Source organism: Microbacterium sp. 22303 (assembly GCF_052045265.1).
Taxonomy (GTDB): domain Bacteria; phylum Actinomycetota; class Actinomycetes; order Actinomycetales; family Microbacteriaceae; genus Microbacterium.
The window spans coordinates 305,581-320,391 of the sequence record NZ_JBQEOQ010000004.1 but is presented as its reverse complement, the minus strand read 5'-3'; the positions used below and the strand labels follow the sequence as shown (position 1 = coordinate 320,391).

Sequence of the window (14,811 nt, the reverse complement as noted above, 5' to 3'; positions counted from 1 at the left end):
TGGCGGCGGTCCGGCGACGGAACCGCGGCTGATGTCGCGAAACCGATGCTCACCATGACGCGTTTCTTCGCGTATGCTGACCCCCAAGCGGGCTGATGCAGCTGGGGAGTTGCACCCGTGAGGCCTTTGGGGAGGTCGTCAATGGTGATCGTCATCGACGCTCGCACCGCCATGCGCCTGCTGGGGGAACGGAACGAGCATCCACTGGTCGCCCGCCGGTATCGCAGCGTGCTGGCGACCCAGCACGCCCTGGAACCCGCGACGTCGTGGACCTGGTCCGCGCAGCCGGCGGACGGTGACGAGGTCGCGGTGATGCTGATCGCGGCGGTGCCGGTCACCATCCTCGACAGCGATGGCGAGGTGAAGGAAGTGCCGCCGGGCGCGCTGTGCTTCCTGCATCCGCACCGCGATATGAAGCTCGCTGCGGCCGGATCCGGCACCGCGATGTGCGCGTGGGTGCCCTGGTACGCCGTCGACGAGATCCAATCGGGGGTGGGTGCGCCGAGTGCGATCGTCGCGAGCAGTGTGCTGGGGCGCGGCCTGCAGGCGTTCCTCACCTCGCTTCTCACGCAGCCGTCGGATCCGACTGTCTGCACCGACTATCTGGTCGAGCGCCTGATCGTCGAGATGGTGTTCAGCGTGCTGGTCGAGGCCGCCCCGCGCGTCGCCGTCGAGGGACGCAAGGGCTCAGGGATCGACCGGGCGCGATCGCTCATGCTGGTGCGGCGCGGTGAGCGCGACTTCGATGTCGCGGCGCTGGCCCGCGACATGCACATGTCGGTGCGGCAGCTGCAGCGGCTGTTCGCGGCCGAGGGCAGCGCTCCCGCCGAGGAGCTGCGCCGGATCCGCGTCGAGCTCGCCCGAGAGCTCATGAGCGATGCCGACTACGCACCGCTCGGAATCGCGGAGATCGCGGAGCACTCCGGCTTCGCGGACGCCGCCGGGCTTCGCCGGGCGTTCGCGCTCGCGGGGCTGCCCTCGCCGCGTCTCGTGCGCCGCGCGATCCGGGCCTGATCGGGCGCCGGCCGTCGCCTCGGAGTTAGTGGTGCAGGAGGGCGATGGCCCCGACGCCGGCGATGACGATGCCGACCGCGATCATCGCCCAGACCGGCGCACCGTAGAACTCTCGAAGGATCCACGGCGTGCGGTAGTCCCGGGCGATGTCACCTCGACGGCGTCGGCTCATGCGATCGGCCCCATCCGGTCGAGGAGCGAGGATGCGTCTGCGATAGCCATCGGTCCAGCCGAACACCCGAGGCTGCGTCCCGGCTGACCTCTGCCTAGGGCCCGGCTGAGTGCCGCGCGCCGACGGGTTCGTTCAGCATCCGCGCAAAACGAGCCCTCTACCCTGGAACGCATGTGTGGAATCGTCGGATACGTGGGGCCGCGCCCCAGCCAGGACATCCTGCTCGCGGGCCTCGCCCGCCTCGAATACCGCGGGTACGACTCGGCCGGCATCGCCGTCATCGATGAGGCCGGATCACTCGGCATGCGCAAGAAGGCCGGCAAGCTGCAGATGCTGCGCGACTCCCTCGCGGACGCCGCGCTCGCCGATGGCAGCACCGGCATCGGGCACACCCGGTGGGCCACGCACGGCGGACCGACCGATGCGAACGCGCACCCGCACCTCGCCGACGACGACAAGCTGGCACTGATCCACAACGGCATCATCGAGAACTTCGCTGCCCTGCGCGCCGAGCTCGAGACCGAGGGCGTGACGTTCCGCAGCGAGACCGACACCGAGGTCGCCGCCGCTCTCGTCGGCCGCGAGTACCGCCGCACGGGTGATCTCCAGGAGGCGTTCCGTGCCGTCGTGAACCGCCTCGAGGGCGCCTTCACGCTCCTCGCCGTGCACCAGGACGAGCCGGGCCTCGTCGTCGCCGCGCGCCGCAACTCGCCGCTCGTGATCGGCCTCGGCGACGGGGAGAACTTCCTCGGATCCGACGTCGCCGCCTTCGTCGAGCACACCCGTCGTGCGCTCGCGATCGGCCAGGACGAGATCGTCGCGATCACGCCGTCCGAGGTCACGGTCACGGACTTCGCGGGCAACGCGGTGACCCCGGAGCCGTTCGAGGTCTCCTGGGACGCCACCTCCGCCGAGAAGGGCGGCTGGCCGAGCTTCATGGCCAAGGAGGTCGCGGAGGAGCCCGACGCCGTCGCCAACACGATCCGCGGCCGGGTGCGGGACGGCGCCGTCGTTATTCCGGAGCTGGACGGATCCGATGACCTGTTCCGCGGCATCGACCGCATCATCATCACGGCCTGCGGCACCGCGTCGTACGCGGCCATGGTCGGCAAGTATGCGCTGGAGCAGTGGGCCCGGGTGCCCGTCGATGTCGAGCTCGCTCACGAGTTCCGCTACCGGGACCCCGTGATCGGCGCGAACACGCTGGTCGTGTCGATCAGTCAGTCCGGCGAGACCATGGACACGCTCATGGCGGTCAAGTACGCCCGCGAGCGCGGTGCGCGCACCCTCTCGATCTGCAACACGCAGGGCGCGACCATCCCGCGCGAGTCCGACGCGGTCGTCTACACGCACGCCGGTCCCGAGGTCGCGGTCGCATCGACCAAGGCCTTCGTCGCGCAGATCACGGCGCTGCTGCTGCTCGGCCTGCACGCGGGCCGGGTGCGCGAGACGCTCTCCGCGGCCGACGGCGCGGCAGCCGTGGCCGAGCTCGAGGCGCTGCCGGCCAAGATCTCCGAGGTGCTGACCGAGGAGCAGGCGCACGTCACGCAGCTCGCCGGCTGGATGGCCGACACCCGCTCCGTGCTGTTCCTCGGTCGCCACGTGGGCTACCCGATCGCGCTCGAGGGTGCGCTCAAGCTCAAGGAGATCTCCTACATCCACGCCGAGGGCTTCGCCGCCGGCGAGCTCAAGCACGGCCCGATCGCCCTGATCGAGCCCGGCCAGCCGGTGTTCGTGCTGGTGCCGTCGCCGCGGCACTCCGCTCTGCTGCACGCCAAGGTCGTCTCCAACATCCAGGAGATCCGCGCCCGCGGCGCACGCGTGATCGTGATCGCCGAGGAGGGCGACGCGGCCGTGCTGCCGTTCGCCGACGAGGTCATCCGGATCCCGCTCGCGGAGGCGCTGTTCGAGCCGGTCCTGGCGGTCGTGCCGCTGCAGATCTTCGCCATGGCCCTCGCGACCGCGAAGGGCCTGGATGTGGACCAGCCCCGAAACCTGGCCAAGTCCGTCACTGTGGAGTGAGCCGAGTCAGGGAAGGATCCGGCGCGGGGCTGGACCTCGCCCAGTCGGCTGACGGGTTCCCGATGGGCGGGAGTTCCTGGGCCGGATCCTCAGCCAGGCGTGCGGGGCTCAGCCGGATGGCCGGGGACGGGCCAGACCAGGGAACGCGGCACCGGGGAAGGGGCAGACCCGGAGAACGGGGCGTTCCGGAACTGGTCAGGCCCGGGAACGACTGAGTGCGGCCAGGATGGCGTCGACGACGACGTCCCAGTGGTGGATGATCATCGCGTAGTCGAAGCGAAGCGTCTCGTAGCCGAGGCGGGATGCGACGGCGTCACGCCACAGGTCGCGGTGCCGCCGCGCACGGCCTCCGTGGTTGTCTTCGCCGTCGGCTTCGAGGATGATCCGTCCGCCGACCACGAAGTCGACCCGCCCCACCTCGGGGATCGGCACCTGGCATTCCAGGCGGAGCCCGATCAGGTGGAGCCTCAGCCGTAGGATCGACTCGAGACCGCTCTGCGCGTCCGGGCGAGCGAGGTCTACCAACCACTGCGCGGTCGCCGGGAGGACGGCGCGGATGCGGGCCCGCGCTGCGGCCCCGATGAGCCGCTTGTTCCATGCCGACTCGTATGCGGCGAAGAAGAGCTCGTCGCCGTGGCAGTGAAACGCATGCACGAGCGCGTGTTCCACGGGCGCGACGCCCAGACGCATGCGGCCGGGCCGGTAGTGCGCCATGCAGGCACAGTCGGGATGGTCGTGGGACCTGCCGCCGATGCCGAGCCAGACGTGCGGCTGCACGTCCTCGCTCAGCGTCCAGATTCCGTGCACCCGCAGCCCGAGCGCGCAGGTGAGGGCCCCGCCGTGCATCGCCGCGGTCACGACGGCGTCCGGCGCGTCGATCGAAGCGTAGACCCCGTCGCGCACCTTGCCGATCGCCCCGCGGGCGGCTGCTGCGGCGAGGTTCTTACGGGTGCAGCCGAACGCTGACAGCTCGATGCCGCGGGCGACGAGGCGGGTTTTCAGGAGCACGGCCGGATCCGACATCCTCCGATCCTGAGGTCCCCGCGGCGATGGTAGAGGACGAATCCCGCAATCGGTGCGGAAACCGACCAAGACCACGCATGTGAGGATCCATTGTCTCGGGCTGCGCGGACGTTCGGCTGAGACGATCTCAGGACGTTCGGCTGAGGCGATCACGTCAGGCGGAGGTCTCGGGCGGATCTGGTCAGCCAACCGTGCGTCGTTCAGCCATCTCGCCGCGAGGGAGAACCTGAGTTCGCCTCCGCCACACGGCGCATGCCGCGGTCCCGGACCGGGCCGGTCCACGCGCGCGGAGGTGGACCGCTGACGGATCCGGCCCCGCGGATCCTGCCGGGTAGGCTGAATCGGTGATCATCGGCACCGGCATCGACCTCGTGGACATCCCGCGGTTCGAGCGGACCGTCGCCCGCACGCCCCGTCTGATGCAGCGGCTGTTCGCCCCGTCGGAGCAGGCGCTGCGGTTGCCGTCGCTCGCCGCGCGGTACGCGGCGAAGGAGGCGCTGATCAAGGCACTGGGCGGATCCGACGGCGTGCACTGGACCGAGATCGAGATCGCGTCGGAGCCCTCGGGCCGACCCTACTTCGTGCTGAGCGGCAGCACCCAGGCCGCTGTCGCGGAGCGCGGCATCACCACGCTGCACCTCTCCCTCACGCACGATGCGGGCCTCGCCGCGGCGTACGTGGTGGCGGAGGCTCGTGCGACGGGGGAGGACCAGGCATGACCGCCCCGTTCCGCGAGGCCACGATCGACCTCGACGCGATCAGCGACAACACCCGCCACCTGCGCCGGCTGACGGGCGTCGAGGTCATCGGTGTCGTCAAGGCGAACGCCTACGGCCACGGTGCGGCTGACGCCGCGGTCGCCGCGCTCGCAGGCGGCGCCGGCAGCCTCGGCGTCGCCACGGTCGAGGAGGGGCTCGAGCTGCGCCGCCAGGGCATCAACGCCAGGATCCTGGCATGGCTGCACGCCCCCGGCCGCCGCTTCGATGACGCCGCCGCGAGCGGCCTCGACCTGGGCATCTCGAGCCTCGAGCAGCTGCTCGCCGCCGCCGAAGCCGGCCGGGGGGCGGATCCGGTCCGGGTGCACCTCAAGTTCGAGACGGGCCTGAGCCGCAACGGCATCGCGCCCGCCGACCGCTCTCGCCTGCTCGCCGAAGCCGCGCGTCTCGAGCGGATCGGCCGCGTGCGCATCGTCGGACTGTTCAGCCATGTGTCCAACACCTCGCCCGAGGACGACCGAGCCGCCCTCGCCGCCTTCGAGGAGGCGTGCGCCGAGGCCGCGGCGAACGGGATCCACCCCGAAGTGCGCCACCTCGCCGCGACGGCTGCGGCCATCGACCTGCCTGAGACCCGGCTCGACGCGGTGCGCATCGGGATCGGCCTGTACGGCGTCAGCCCGTTCGACGACCGCAGCCCGAGCGATCTCGGACTGCGCCCCGCGATGACTCTGCGCGGGGCGGTCGCCGCAGTGCGGCGGGTGCCCGCGGGCACGGGCGTCTCGTACGGCTACACGCACCGCACCGAGTCGGAGACCACGCTGGCGCTGGTCCCGCTGGGCTATGCGGACGGCGTGCCCCGGCAGGCTTCCGGACGCGGTCCGGTGCAGATCGGCGGCCGCCGCTACACGGTCGCCGGCCGCATCGCGATGGACCAGTTCCTGGTCGACGTCGGCGACGATCCGGTCGCCGTGGGCGACGAGGTGGTGCTGTTCGGCGACCCCACGCTCGGGGTGCCCTCCGCTCGGGACTGGGGGAACGCGGCGGACACGATCGACTACGAGATCGTGACGAGGATCGGCCCGCGCGTGCCGCGCCGGAGCGTGTCATGACCGCCCTGGACGAGCTCGCGGGACGCCACGAGATCCGCACTGCCGAGGCCATGGAGGAGCTCGGCCGCCGGATCGGATCCGACCTGGTCGCGGGCGACGTGCTGATCCTCACCGGTCCGCTCGGGGCGGGCAAGACCACGTTCACGCGCGGGCTGGCGGAGGGGCTCGGCGTGCGCGGTCCGGTGCAGAGCCCGACGTTCGTGATCGCCCGTACGCACCCGTCCCTGGTCGGCCGCGCGCCGCTCGTGCACATGGACGCGTACCGGCTGGGATCCGCCGCCGAGCTGGACGATCTCGACGTCGACGTGCCCGGATCCGTCGTCGTGGTGGAGTGGGGGCGCGGCATGGCCGAGGAGCTCTCCGACGCCTGGTGGGACATCGAGCTGGAGCGCCCGGTCGGCGCGGGCGTCGATGACCTCTCCGCGGAAGAGCTCGACGCCGACGCACCCCGCGTCGTGACCATCACCCGCGAGACAGCCCGCTGAGACGGGGATCGGTGACCGGAGCGCTCCGGGACCGCCGACGGAGTCCGGACAGGGAACCGACCGCCGGGACGCGCGTCGCGAGCATATCGATATGATGCTGACGACCGAGTGCAGGGAAGAGCATGACTGAAGACGACACGAAGACCGCCGTCATCATCGAGGATGATCCGGACGTCCGCTCCCTGCTCGACGAGGTGTTCCGTTCCGCCGGATTCCACACGGTGCTCGCCGGCACCGGGCTGGAGGGCGTCGCCGCGGTCGCCGAGCACGAGCCGATCATCACGACGCTCGACATCAATCTCCCCGGCATCGACGGCTTCGAGGCGGCCCGGCGGATCCGCGCCGTCAGCGCGACGTTCATCATCATGCTGTCCGCCCTCGGCGAGGAGTCCGACGTCGTGCTCGGGCTCACCTCCGGTGCCGACGAGTACCTCGTCAAGCCGTTCCGCCCCCGTGAGCTCCGCGCCCGCATCGAGGCGTTGCTGCGTCGCCCGCGCAACGCGCACCCGGCCGCGACGGGTGAGGCCCGGACGGCTGCGGCGCCGCATCCCGGCCACGGAGCACGTCCGGGATCCGCGCCGAGTACCCCCGCCGACGGCCAGCAGGCCCCGGCACGCAACCCCTCGCTCACGCCCGCGATCGCGCTCCCCGGCACGGCGGGCCAGTGGCGCGTGCACCGCGACATCAGCCTCGATCCGGTGACGCACACGGTGGTCGTGGCGCAGCGCGAGGTCGATCTGACCCCCACCGAGTTCGATCTGCTCGCGACCCTGCTCGAGTCGAAGCGCCGGGTGCGCAGCAAAGCGGATCTGGCACTCGTGCTGCGCGGGGAGGCGTTCGGATCCGCGTCGTACGTGGGCGAGCCGGACAAGCGGGCGATCGAGGCGCACATGGCCAATCTCCGGCGCAAGATCGGCGACAGCACCGCGGATCCGCGCTACATCGAGACCGTGCGCGGGGTGGGCTACCGGCTCACCGCGCACGCGGACGAGGCATCCGCCGAGGTCTGACCGGTCCTGCCCGACGGGGTACCCGCAGCTCCGGCGAGCGAGGATCGGTGGGCGGCATGACGGAGGCGCCGATCCCGATGTCGGCGCCCCGTCGGCGATCCCGTTGATCGCCTCCGTACGGCGCGGGTTCCGACCCCGCGCCTTCCGTGGAGCCCCGGGCGCCGATCCCCACCGGCCCCCGAGCTCCGCGTCCCGCCACCGAGTCCCCATCGGTGTCGGGTTCCCGCTCCCGGGCAGGGTCCCGGGAGCGGGATGGCGCCCTGTCCCCGGGGCGCCGCCCACTCCGTCCCGGATTACGGGTCCCTGGTCGGAGTGGGAGTCGATGCCGGCGGTGGTGCCGGCGAGCCGGTGAAGGGCGCTGCGGCGCTGCCCGACCGGGATGCGGTCGGCCCCGGGGTCGCCAGGAGCGTGGGGGTGACCGTGAAGCCGCGGCCCAGCACCGCCGCGAATGCCGCGTCTCCCTGCGCGACTCCGCTGCAGGAGTAGGATGCGGCAGCAGGATCCTGGCGGTCCGCATCGCAGGCGCGGTCCCGGTTGAGCGACCACATCGAGACGCGGGCGAGGCGCTGCTTCTGGGCGAAGGCGTTCAGGGTCGCGGCGTCATCGAGCGCGAACACCTCGTCGCGCACGTCGTTGTGGCCGATCATCGGCGTCGCGCCCATGATCGCCCATGCTCCGCCCGCGGGGAGCGCCAGGTGCAGGTCGTCGTAGAGCCGGCCGAGCTGGTCGTGCACGGCCGTGAGCGATGTGATCGCGGCGGCCGCCATCGACCGGCCTGCGAGCGGTGCGCCGTCGTCCATCGTCATCGCGTTGACCCCGGAGAGCTGCACGCCCGCCTGCAGCAGCTGACGGATCGAGCGCAGCCCGTCGGTGCCGAGACCGTCCTGGCCGGCCGGCAGCGTGAGCCACACCGACAGCTCCGAGCCCTTCGCCCGCTGCCGCTCCTGCAGTCGGGCCACGGCCTCCGCGCGGCGGTCGCCGGCGAGCACGTCGCTGAGGGCGGGGCGCTCCAGGTCGAGGTCGATCGTGGTGACCGTGTAGCGCTCCAGCACCGCCGCGTAGGCGTTCATCAGGTCGCCGATCGACGCGCAGGCGCCGGCGAGCTCGGTGCCCCTGGCGCCGCCGAACGACACGGTCACCGGGGCTCCGGACTGCTGCTTCTGCGCGATCCGATGGTCCAGGTCGAGCGCATCGCCCGCCTCGGCGAGCGAGTACACCCCGCCCCAGGTCGGACGGCAGGCATCGCCCGGCGCCGCGGTGACGAACGCCAGGACGACCGCATCCGATCCGGATCCGGGCAGCGCGCCCGGGAGCGGATCCGTCGCGGTGACGTCGTAGTAGCCGCCGAACCAGCGCGGACCGGCAGCTGTTCGGGGCGCCGCCTCGTCGCGCAGGAGGAACCACGGCACCACGACGATGCCCGCCACCACGGTGAGGGCGACGAGCACGCCCACCAGCACGCGCCAGACGGACAGGCGTCCGCCGGACGGAGGTGCAGAGGGGCCGGTCATCGCAGCACGCTCGCTTTCTGCCCGTCGACGGCGGTAGGCGGATCCGATGCGACGGCAGCGGATCCGGTCGGGTGGAGGACCTTCGATGATGCGATGCTAGGCGTGGCGATATATCCGTTGAAGAGCCTTGGGTCCTTCTTTGGATAACCTTGCGGAAGCGTTGAGCGTCAGGGTCTCCGCCCGGGCCGCGTGACGCGTCCCGCAGCGGTTCCGTGCCGCGTCGGAGAGAGGATCGGCATGTCCCGCAGGGCGTCGATCTGGCGTTGGCAGCTCATCTTCGTCAGCACCACGGTCGCGGTCGCGGTGCTCGTGGCAGCACTCAAGCCGACGGTGTTCGCGACCCCGCTGTTCACCGCAGGCCTCGCGCTGTCCGTGCTGACCACGGCGGCGGTGCTGGTGGTGCCGTGGGACCGCATCCCGCCCGCGGGGATCCTCCTCGTCCCGATGATCGACATCTGCGCGATCGGCCTCACGACGCAGGCCCCGGACATCCGGCTCGGGTTCCTCTGGGTGATCCCCATCACGTGGATCGCCACGTACTACTCGATGATCGCCGTGTTCGGCGGCATCGCCCTGATCACTGCCTTCCTGTTCACCGTCGCGAACCAGACCGGTCTGATCTCGGATGTGGTGCTGCGGGTGCTCATCACGGCGTTCGCGCTCGGGTTCCTCGGCACCACGATCCGGATCGGGGTGCAGCGCTCGCGCGCCTCCCGGCGCCTGTTGCGGCGCCGGTCCGAGCAGATCGACCGGGTGGCGCGGCGGGCCGAGACGCACGAGCGCCGGGTGACCCAGATCATCGACGCGCTGGACACGGCGCTCGCCGCGGTCGGCGAGGACGGCACGATCCTGAAGGTGAACGACGCCTACCGGCGCCTTTACGGCCTGGACGCCGACGGCCTCGCACTGCCTGCGCTCGCGGTGGAGTACGACGACCGCGAGGGGGAGCCGATCCCCGTGGATCGGACGGTGATGGCCCGGGCCGCACGTGGTGAGCACCTCGCCGGTGAGCGGGTGTGGCTGTACGGCGCGGACGGTGAATGGCGCGCGCTCGAGGTCGATACGCAGCCGATCGCCAGCGACGCCGATCAGGGCGCCGTCGTGCTGGTCAAGATCGACGACGTCACGGCCCGGCTCGCGGCGGCCGAGGAGCGCCGGCTGCTGTCGGCGATCCTCACGCACGAGCTGCGCAACCCGCTCACGGCGATCGTGGGCCACGTCGATCTGCTGCTCGAGCGCGAGGATCTGCCGGCGCGCGCGGCGGACCAGCTGGGCGTGGTCGCGGGGGCTGCCGAGCGCATGCAGGATCTGGTCACGACGGCGTTGGACGCCTCCCGTCCTCGCCACCGGGTGCTGTCGGAACCGGTCGATCTGCACCCCCTGGTGCAGGCCTCGGTGTCGTCGTTCCTGCCGACCGCCACGGCGAACCGGCTGCGAGTCGAGGTGACGGGGGAGCCCACCCTGCTCATCTACGGCGACGCGTTCCGGCTGCGGCAGGTGGTCGACAACCTGCTCAGCAACGCGGTCAAGTACACCGCGCCCGGCGGCTCGATCCTGCTCTCGCTGGGCGTCGCCGACGACGCACGCGCGGAACTCGTCGTCGCGGACACCGGATCCGGCATGGTCCCCGCCGATGTGGAGCAGCTCTTCCAGCCGTACTTCCGCGGCGAGCGGGCGGAGCTCAGCGGGGTGCCTGGCACAGGCCTGGGCCTCGTGGCGGTACGCGACATCGTGACCGCGCATCACGGCACCATCGACGTCAGCAGCAGGCTCGGCGAGGGCACGCGCATGCGAGTGCTCCTGCCTCGGCGTCCCGAGAGGAACGACGCATGATCACCCTCACCGCACCCATCGGTATCACCGTGAACACCTCCGTCACGCTGGTGGCGCTGGTGACGCTGTCCGCCGCGCTGGTGTTCGGGCTGGCTCTCATGCCGCGCCCGAGCAGGGCCACCATCACGTGGTCGGTCGGATTCGGCGTCGCCATGCTCGCGACCTACGTGTGGGTGGCCGCGAACCAGTTCGACAGCGCGCCGCTGCGCGCGCTGTCTTCGGGCCTGATCGTGTGCTTCGAACCGCTGCTGTGGCTCGGCATACGCGCCTATGCGGGAAAGCGACCGCTCTGGCCGGCGGCAGTGGCGTTCGTCGTGGTCGCGCCGGCGCTGCTGACGGCGACCAGCACCACCGCCGTGTACCCGACGATGTTCCGTGTCGTGTTCACGGCGGCGGCGGTGTTCGCAGGTCTCGCGGCGTGGGAGCTGTTCCGGCTGCGGATCAGTGCTCGTGACGTGGTGCTGCCGCTGGCACTGGTGTCCTCGGCGTTCGTCGTGGTGGCCGTGCTCGGCGTCATCGCCGGGCTCGCGGGCGTCGGATCCTCTCCCGGCGACGAGCTGCGCATGCTGCGCGACATCAACGGCGTCGGAATCCTGCTGACCAGCCAGTGCGCGGCGATCACGATCGTGCTCCTCGCCCGCGGCGAGGCGCTGCTGCGCGGTGGCGGACGCAACAGTGCGGACAGCGCCGCCACCAGCGCAGCGCTGCGGGCGCGCCTCGCCCGTGCTCAGCAGGCGCAGGAGCCGGCGTGGTCGCTGCTGGACATCCGCCTGGACGATCCCGCAGACCTGGCGGAGGCCTCGGGCCCGGCCGTGTTCGCCAGCATCGTGGAGGCATTCCACGCGCACGTGCTCGACGCGCTTCCCGCCGCGGCGGACGTCGAGCGGGTCTCGGACGTGCGCGTGCTGGCTCTGCTGCCCGGTGGTGAGGACGCGGTGCGGCGCGAGCTGCGGGCGCTGCTGCAGCGGGTCTCCACGATCGAGGATTCCGGGCCCCGCGCGTCCGTGCGCGTGTCGGCGAGCGTGGGCTGGGCCGGCGCGCCCGCCGCGGAGTACGACCTCGACGCACTGGCGGCCGTCGCGGCCGATGCCGCAGCCCTCGCGCAGGACCGCGGTGGCGACCGCTGGGAGCGAGCCGGGGTCTCCACGCACTGACCGAGGGATCGGGGACGGACCGCGCGCAAGGACCGGTCGGCGGCCACGGCGGCTACCCTGGAAGGGTGATTCTCGGCGTGGACACCTCACTCGGCTCGGCCGTCGGCCTGATCGGTCGCGATGGCCGCACCCTCGCCGATGTGGCGCAGGCCGGACATCTCGGTCACGCCGAGGCGATCGGTTCCCTGCTGGAGCAGGTGCTCGCGGCCGCGCCGGCAGAGGGTTCCGAGGAGGTGCCGGATCCGCTCACGCATGTCGCCGCGGGCATGGGGCCCGGTCCGTTCACGGGGCTGCGGATAGGCATCGCCGCCGCACGCGCATTCGCGCTCGGGCGAGGCGTTCCGGTGATCGCCGTGCCCAGCCACCACGCCGCCGCGCTCGCCGTGATCGAGGGCGAGCATCCGCCGCAGCACCCCTTCGCGATCCTCACCGACGCCCGCCGCCGCGAGACCGCGGTGACCGTGTACGAGGGGATCGACGTGGACGGCATCCCGCACGCCGTGGTCGACACGGTGCTCGTGCCGCAGGGCGACGTCGATCGCAAGCTGGGGGCGCTGCGTCGCTTCGAGGTCGCCGCGATCTCGGGAGCTGCCGTCGCGCGTGTCGCCCGCCGCGCGGTCGCCGCCGGACGCACCTTGACCGGATCCGAGCCGCTCTACCTGCGCGCTCCGGACGCCCGCGTGCCCTCGGCGCCGAAGCGGGTGGGGTCGTGATCCGCGCCGCGACGACGGCCGACCTCGATGCGATCATGCTCATCGAACGGCGCTCGTTCCCGACCGACGCGTGGAGCGTCGAGCTGATGGCGGCTGAACTCGCGAGCCCGCACGGCCGCTACTTCGTCGACGTGGAGAACGGTGCAGAGCAGGCCGAGGGCGAGCACGTGGTCGGTTACGGGGGCGTGCGCGCACTGCGCGGATCCGCCGACAGCGACATCCAGACCATCGCCCTCGATGCCGAGCACCGCGGATCCGGCCGCGGCAGAGCGCTGCTGCGGGCGCTGCTCGCAGAAGCGGCGGAGCGCGGCGCACGCGAGGTGTTCCTCGAGGTGCGCGCCGACAACCCGGTCGCCCAGGGGCTGTACCTCTCCGAGGGGTTCGCCGAGATCGGCCGGCGCGCCGGCTACTACCAGCCCGACGACGTGGACGCCGTGATCATGAAGCTCGACCTGCCCGCGGAGGGATCCGATGACTGACCAGCCCCTCGTGCTCGGGATCGAGACGAGCTGCGACGAGACCGGGATCGGGATCGTCCGCGGCCGGACCCTGTTGTCCAACACGATCTCGTCGAGCATGGACGAGCACGCCCGGTACGGTGGCGTCGTGCCCGAGGTCGCCGCCAGGGCGCACCTCGAGGAGATGCAGCCGGCGATCGAGCGGGCGCTCGCCGAGGCGCAGGTGCGACTGGAAGACCTCGATGCGGTCGCGGTGACCAGCGGGCCCGGACTCGCGGGTGCGCTCATGGTCGGCATCGGTGCGGCGAAGGGTTTGGCGGTGTCGCTCGGCAAGCCGCTGTACGCCGTGAACCACCTCGTCGGGCACATCGCCGCCGACATCCTCACACCCGACTCCGTGCCCCTGGAGTACCCCACGATCGCGCTGCTCGTCTCGGGCGGGCACACCTCGCTCCTGCACGTGCGCGACCTCACCTCCGACGTCGAACTGCTCGGCGAGACCGTCGACGATGCCGCCGGCGAGGCGTTCGACAAGGTCGCCCGCATCCTCGGCCTGCCGTATCCCGGAGGGCCGGAGATCGACCGTGCGGCGGTGGACGGGGATCCCGCCGCGATCCGGTTCCCGCGAGGGCTGTCGCGTGCGTCGGATCTGGACAAGCACCGCTACGACTTCTCCTTCTCCGGGCTGAAGACCGCGGTCGCCCGCTGGATCGAGCGGGAGGAGGCCGCGGGCAACCCGATCCCCGTGGCAGACGTCGCCGCGAGCTTCCGCGAGGCCGTGGTCGACGTGCTCGTGACAAAGGCGCTGGCGGCCTGCGCCGACCGCGGCGTGCCTCGGCTGCTGCTCGGCGGCGGCGTCATCGCGAACCGCCGGCTGCGCGACGTCGCGCTCGCCCGTGCAGCGGAGGCGGGAGTGACGGTGCGGATTCCGCCGCTGTCGCTCTGCACCGACAACGGCGCCATGATCGCCGGGCTCGCGGCGGAGCTGATCGCCTCCGGCCGGCGCCCCTCCACGCTCGCGTTCGGCGCCGATTCGACGCTGCCGGTGACCGAGATCCAGGTCGCAGAGGACTCCTCCGCAGCGGCGGACGCTCGCGTCCGCGTGGGCGCCGAGGTCTGATGATGGCGACCACGGACGGGAAGGATCCGCAGCGCTACACCCGGCTGCCGACGGCTCCGGTGCCCGTGGGGGTGGAGAGCGGGCCGCAGCTGGACGGCGGGGTCGAGATCGAGGATCTCGAGCTCGACCGGGACGGCGCGACGGTGGCACACGAGGAGTGGCACCCCACGGACGGGACCGAGGCCCCGACGCCGGCGCCCGCCGAGCCGCGGCTGGCGCCATGGGCGCTGCTGTCCGCGATCGTGGCTCTGTTCGCCTCGCTGTTCGTCGGCTGGGGGATCCCGGTCGCGATCGTCTCGGTGATCGCCGCGATCATGTCGCTGCGCCGGCCGGAGGAGAGTCGTGCCCTGGCGGTCTGGGCGCTCGTGCTCGGGAGCGTGGCAACGCTGTACAGCGCGGGATGGCTGCTCTGGGCCGCCTACCGGTTCGGCTGGTTCGGATAGCGCCATGGCGGATCCGGAACCGGGCGAG

General features: G+C 71.9%; 15 protein-coding genes. 12 read left to right on the top strand and 3 right to left on the bottom strand.

What is annotated here, in order from left to right; all coding sequences use genetic code 11:
* Positions 1 to 141: 141 nt before the first annotated feature.
* Positions 142 to 1,014: a helix-turn-helix domain-containing protein gene (locus tag ACTJI8_RS13510; RefSeq protein WP_440733948.1), complete on the top strand. Its 873-nt coding sequence runs from the start codon at positions 142 to 144 to the stop codon at positions 1,012 to 1,014.
* 25 nt (positions 1,015 to 1,039) lie between these two features.
* On the opposite strand, the gene ACTJI8_RS13505 is transcribed toward ACTJI8_RS13510, so the two are convergent.
* The gene (locus ACTJI8_RS13505; RefSeq protein WP_440733947.1) at positions 1,040 to 1,186 is read right to left on the bottom strand and encodes a hypothetical protein; all 147 of its coding nucleotides are present in this window, start codon (positions 1,184 to 1,186) and stop codon (positions 1,040 to 1,042) included.
* A gap of 171 nt (positions 1,187 to 1,357) precedes the next feature.
* On the opposite strand from ACTJI8_RS13505, the gene glmS reads away from it, so the two are divergent.
* Complete coding sequence (glmS, locus tag ACTJI8_RS13500) at positions 1,358 to 3,208, top strand: glutamine--fructose-6-phosphate transaminase (isomerizing) (RefSeq protein WP_440733946.1); 1,851 nt, start codon at positions 1,358 to 1,360, stop codon at positions 3,206 to 3,208.
* A gap of 195 nt (positions 3,209 to 3,403) precedes the next feature.
* Here the strand turns inward: glmS and ACTJI8_RS13495 are convergent, their stop codons facing one another.
* On the bottom strand, positions 3,404 to 4,231 hold the full coding sequence (locus ACTJI8_RS13495) for an endonuclease domain-containing protein (RefSeq protein WP_440733945.1): 828 nt from the start codon (positions 4,229 to 4,231) through the stop codon (positions 3,404 to 3,406).
* A gap of 344 nt (positions 4,232 to 4,575) precedes the next feature.
* Here ACTJI8_RS13495 and ACTJI8_RS13490 point away from each other — a divergent pair, with 344 nt between their 5' ends.
* The 4 genes from ACTJI8_RS13490 to ACTJI8_RS13475 all read left to right on the top strand — a co-directional run bounded on the left by ACTJI8_RS13490 (position 4,576) and on the right by ACTJI8_RS13475 (position 7,551).
* Positions 4,576 to 4,950, top strand: coding sequence for a holo-ACP synthase (locus ACTJI8_RS13490; RefSeq protein ID WP_440733944.1), 375 nt, complete (start codon positions 4,576 to 4,578; stop codon positions 4,948 to 4,950).
* Entirely contained in the window at positions 4,947 to 6,056 is a 1,110-nt protein-coding gene (alr, locus tag ACTJI8_RS13485) for an alanine racemase (RefSeq protein WP_440733943.1), read from the top strand. The genes ACTJI8_RS13490 and alr overlap by 4 nt, the downstream gene beginning before the upstream one ends.
* A complete protein-coding gene (tsaE, locus tag ACTJI8_RS13480) occupies positions 6,053 to 6,541 on the top strand; it encodes a tRNA (adenosine(37)-N6)-threonylcarbamoyltransferase complex ATPase subunit type 1 TsaE (RefSeq protein ID WP_440733942.1) in 489 nt (162 codons plus the stop codon). The genes alr and tsaE overlap by 4 nt, the downstream gene beginning before the upstream one ends.
* A gap of 122 nt (positions 6,542 to 6,663) precedes the next feature.
* The gene (locus ACTJI8_RS13475; RefSeq protein WP_440733941.1) at positions 6,664 to 7,551 is read left to right on the top strand and encodes a response regulator transcription factor; all 888 of its coding nucleotides are present in this window, start codon (positions 6,664 to 6,666) and stop codon (positions 7,549 to 7,551) included.
* Positions 7,552 to 7,844: 293 nt separating this feature from the next.
* Here ACTJI8_RS13475 and ACTJI8_RS13470 read toward each other — a convergent pair whose 3' ends face one another.
* Positions 7,845 to 9,062 carry a chitinase gene (locus ACTJI8_RS13470; protein WP_440733940.1) on the bottom strand — a complete coding sequence of 406 codons (1,218 nt, stop codon included), beginning with the start codon at positions 9,060 to 9,062 and terminating at the stop codon, positions 7,845 to 7,847.
* Between the two features lie 237 nt (positions 9,063 to 9,299).
* Between ACTJI8_RS13470 and ACTJI8_RS13465 the strand changes: the two genes are divergently transcribed.
* From ACTJI8_RS13465 to ACTJI8_RS13440, 6 genes are all read left to right on the top strand, one after another.
* The gene (locus ACTJI8_RS13465) at positions 9,300 to 10,895 is read left to right on the top strand and encodes a PAS domain-containing sensor histidine kinase (protein WP_440733939.1); all 1,596 of its coding nucleotides are present in this window, start codon (positions 9,300 to 9,302) and stop codon (positions 10,893 to 10,895) included.
* Positions 10,892 to 12,049, top strand: coding sequence for a hypothetical protein (locus ACTJI8_RS13460; protein ID WP_440733938.1), 1,158 nt, complete (start codon positions 10,892 to 10,894; stop codon positions 12,047 to 12,049). Before ACTJI8_RS13465 ends, ACTJI8_RS13460 begins: the two co-directional genes overlap by 4 nt.
* A 65-nt stretch (positions 12,050 to 12,114) precedes the next feature.
* The gene (gene tsaB / locus ACTJI8_RS13455; RefSeq protein WP_440733937.1) at positions 12,115 to 12,762 is read left to right on the top strand and encodes a tRNA (adenosine(37)-N6)-threonylcarbamoyltransferase complex dimerization subunit type 1 TsaB; all 648 of its coding nucleotides are present in this window, start codon (positions 12,115 to 12,117) and stop codon (positions 12,760 to 12,762) included.
* Between the two features lie 35 nt (positions 12,763 to 12,797).
* Positions 12,798 to 13,241 (top strand): ribosomal protein S18-alanine N-acetyltransferase, encoded by a 444-nt coding sequence (rimI, locus tag ACTJI8_RS13450; protein ID WP_440734095.1) that lies wholly within the window; start codon positions 12,798 to 12,800, stop codon positions 13,239 to 13,241.
* Positions 13,234 to 14,340, top strand: a complete 1,107-nt coding sequence (tsaD, locus tag ACTJI8_RS13445) for a tRNA (adenosine(37)-N6)-threonylcarbamoyltransferase complex transferase subunit TsaD (RefSeq protein ID WP_440733936.1) — start codon at positions 13,234 to 13,236, stop codon at positions 14,338 to 14,340. Before rimI ends, tsaD begins: the two co-directional genes overlap by 8 nt.
* Positions 14,340 to 14,783: a hypothetical protein gene (locus tag ACTJI8_RS13440; RefSeq protein WP_440733935.1), complete on the top strand. Its 444-nt coding sequence runs from the start codon at positions 14,340 to 14,342 to the stop codon at positions 14,781 to 14,783. The genes tsaD and ACTJI8_RS13440 overlap by 1 nt, the downstream gene beginning before the upstream one ends.
* Positions 14,784 to 14,811: the final 28 nt, after the last annotated feature.

Bases quoted from the DNA above. Each gene is read 5' to 3' on its own strand.
- ACTJI8_RS13510 (WP_440733948.1), top strand. From the start codon at position 142: ATGGTGATCGTCATCGACGCTCGCACCGCCATGCGCCTGCTGGGGGAA.
- ACTJI8_RS13505 (WP_440733947.1), bottom strand. From the start codon at position 1,186: ATGAGCCGACGCCGTCGAGGTGACATCGCCCGGGACTACCGCACGCCG.
- glmS (WP_440733946.1), top strand. From the start codon at position 1,358: ATGTGTGGAATCGTCGGATACGTGGGGCCGCGCCCCAGCCAGGACATC.
- ACTJI8_RS13495 (WP_440733945.1), bottom strand. From the start codon at position 4,231: ATGTCGGATCCGGCCGTGCTCCTGAAAACCCGCCTCGTCGCCCGCGGC.
- alr (WP_440733943.1), top strand. From the start codon at position 4,947: ATGACCGCCCCGTTCCGCGAGGCCACGATCGACCTCGACGCGATCAGC.
- tsaE (WP_440733942.1), top strand. From the start codon at position 6,053: ATGACCGCCCTGGACGAGCTCGCGGGACGCCACGAGATCCGCACTGCC.
- ACTJI8_RS13475 (WP_440733941.1), top strand. From the start codon at position 6,664: ATGACTGAAGACGACACGAAGACCGCCGTCATCATCGAGGATGATCCG.
- ACTJI8_RS13470 (WP_440733940.1), bottom strand. From the start codon at position 9,062: ATGACCGGCCCCTCTGCACCTCCGTCCGGCGGACGCCTGTCCGTCTGG.
- ACTJI8_RS13465 (WP_440733939.1), top strand. From the start codon at position 9,300: ATGTCCCGCAGGGCGTCGATCTGGCGTTGGCAGCTCATCTTCGTCAGC.
- ACTJI8_RS13460 (WP_440733938.1), top strand. From the start codon at position 10,892: ATGATCACCCTCACCGCACCCATCGGTATCACCGTGAACACCTCCGTC.
- rimI (WP_440734095.1), top strand. From the start codon at position 12,798: ATGCTCATCGAACGGCGCTCGTTCCCGACCGACGCGTGGAGCGTCGAG.
- tsaD (WP_440733936.1), top strand. From the start codon at position 13,234: ATGACTGACCAGCCCCTCGTGCTCGGGATCGAGACGAGCTGCGACGAG.
- ACTJI8_RS13440 (WP_440733935.1), top strand. From the start codon at position 14,340: ATGATGGCGACCACGGACGGGAAGGATCCGCAGCGCTACACCCGGCTG.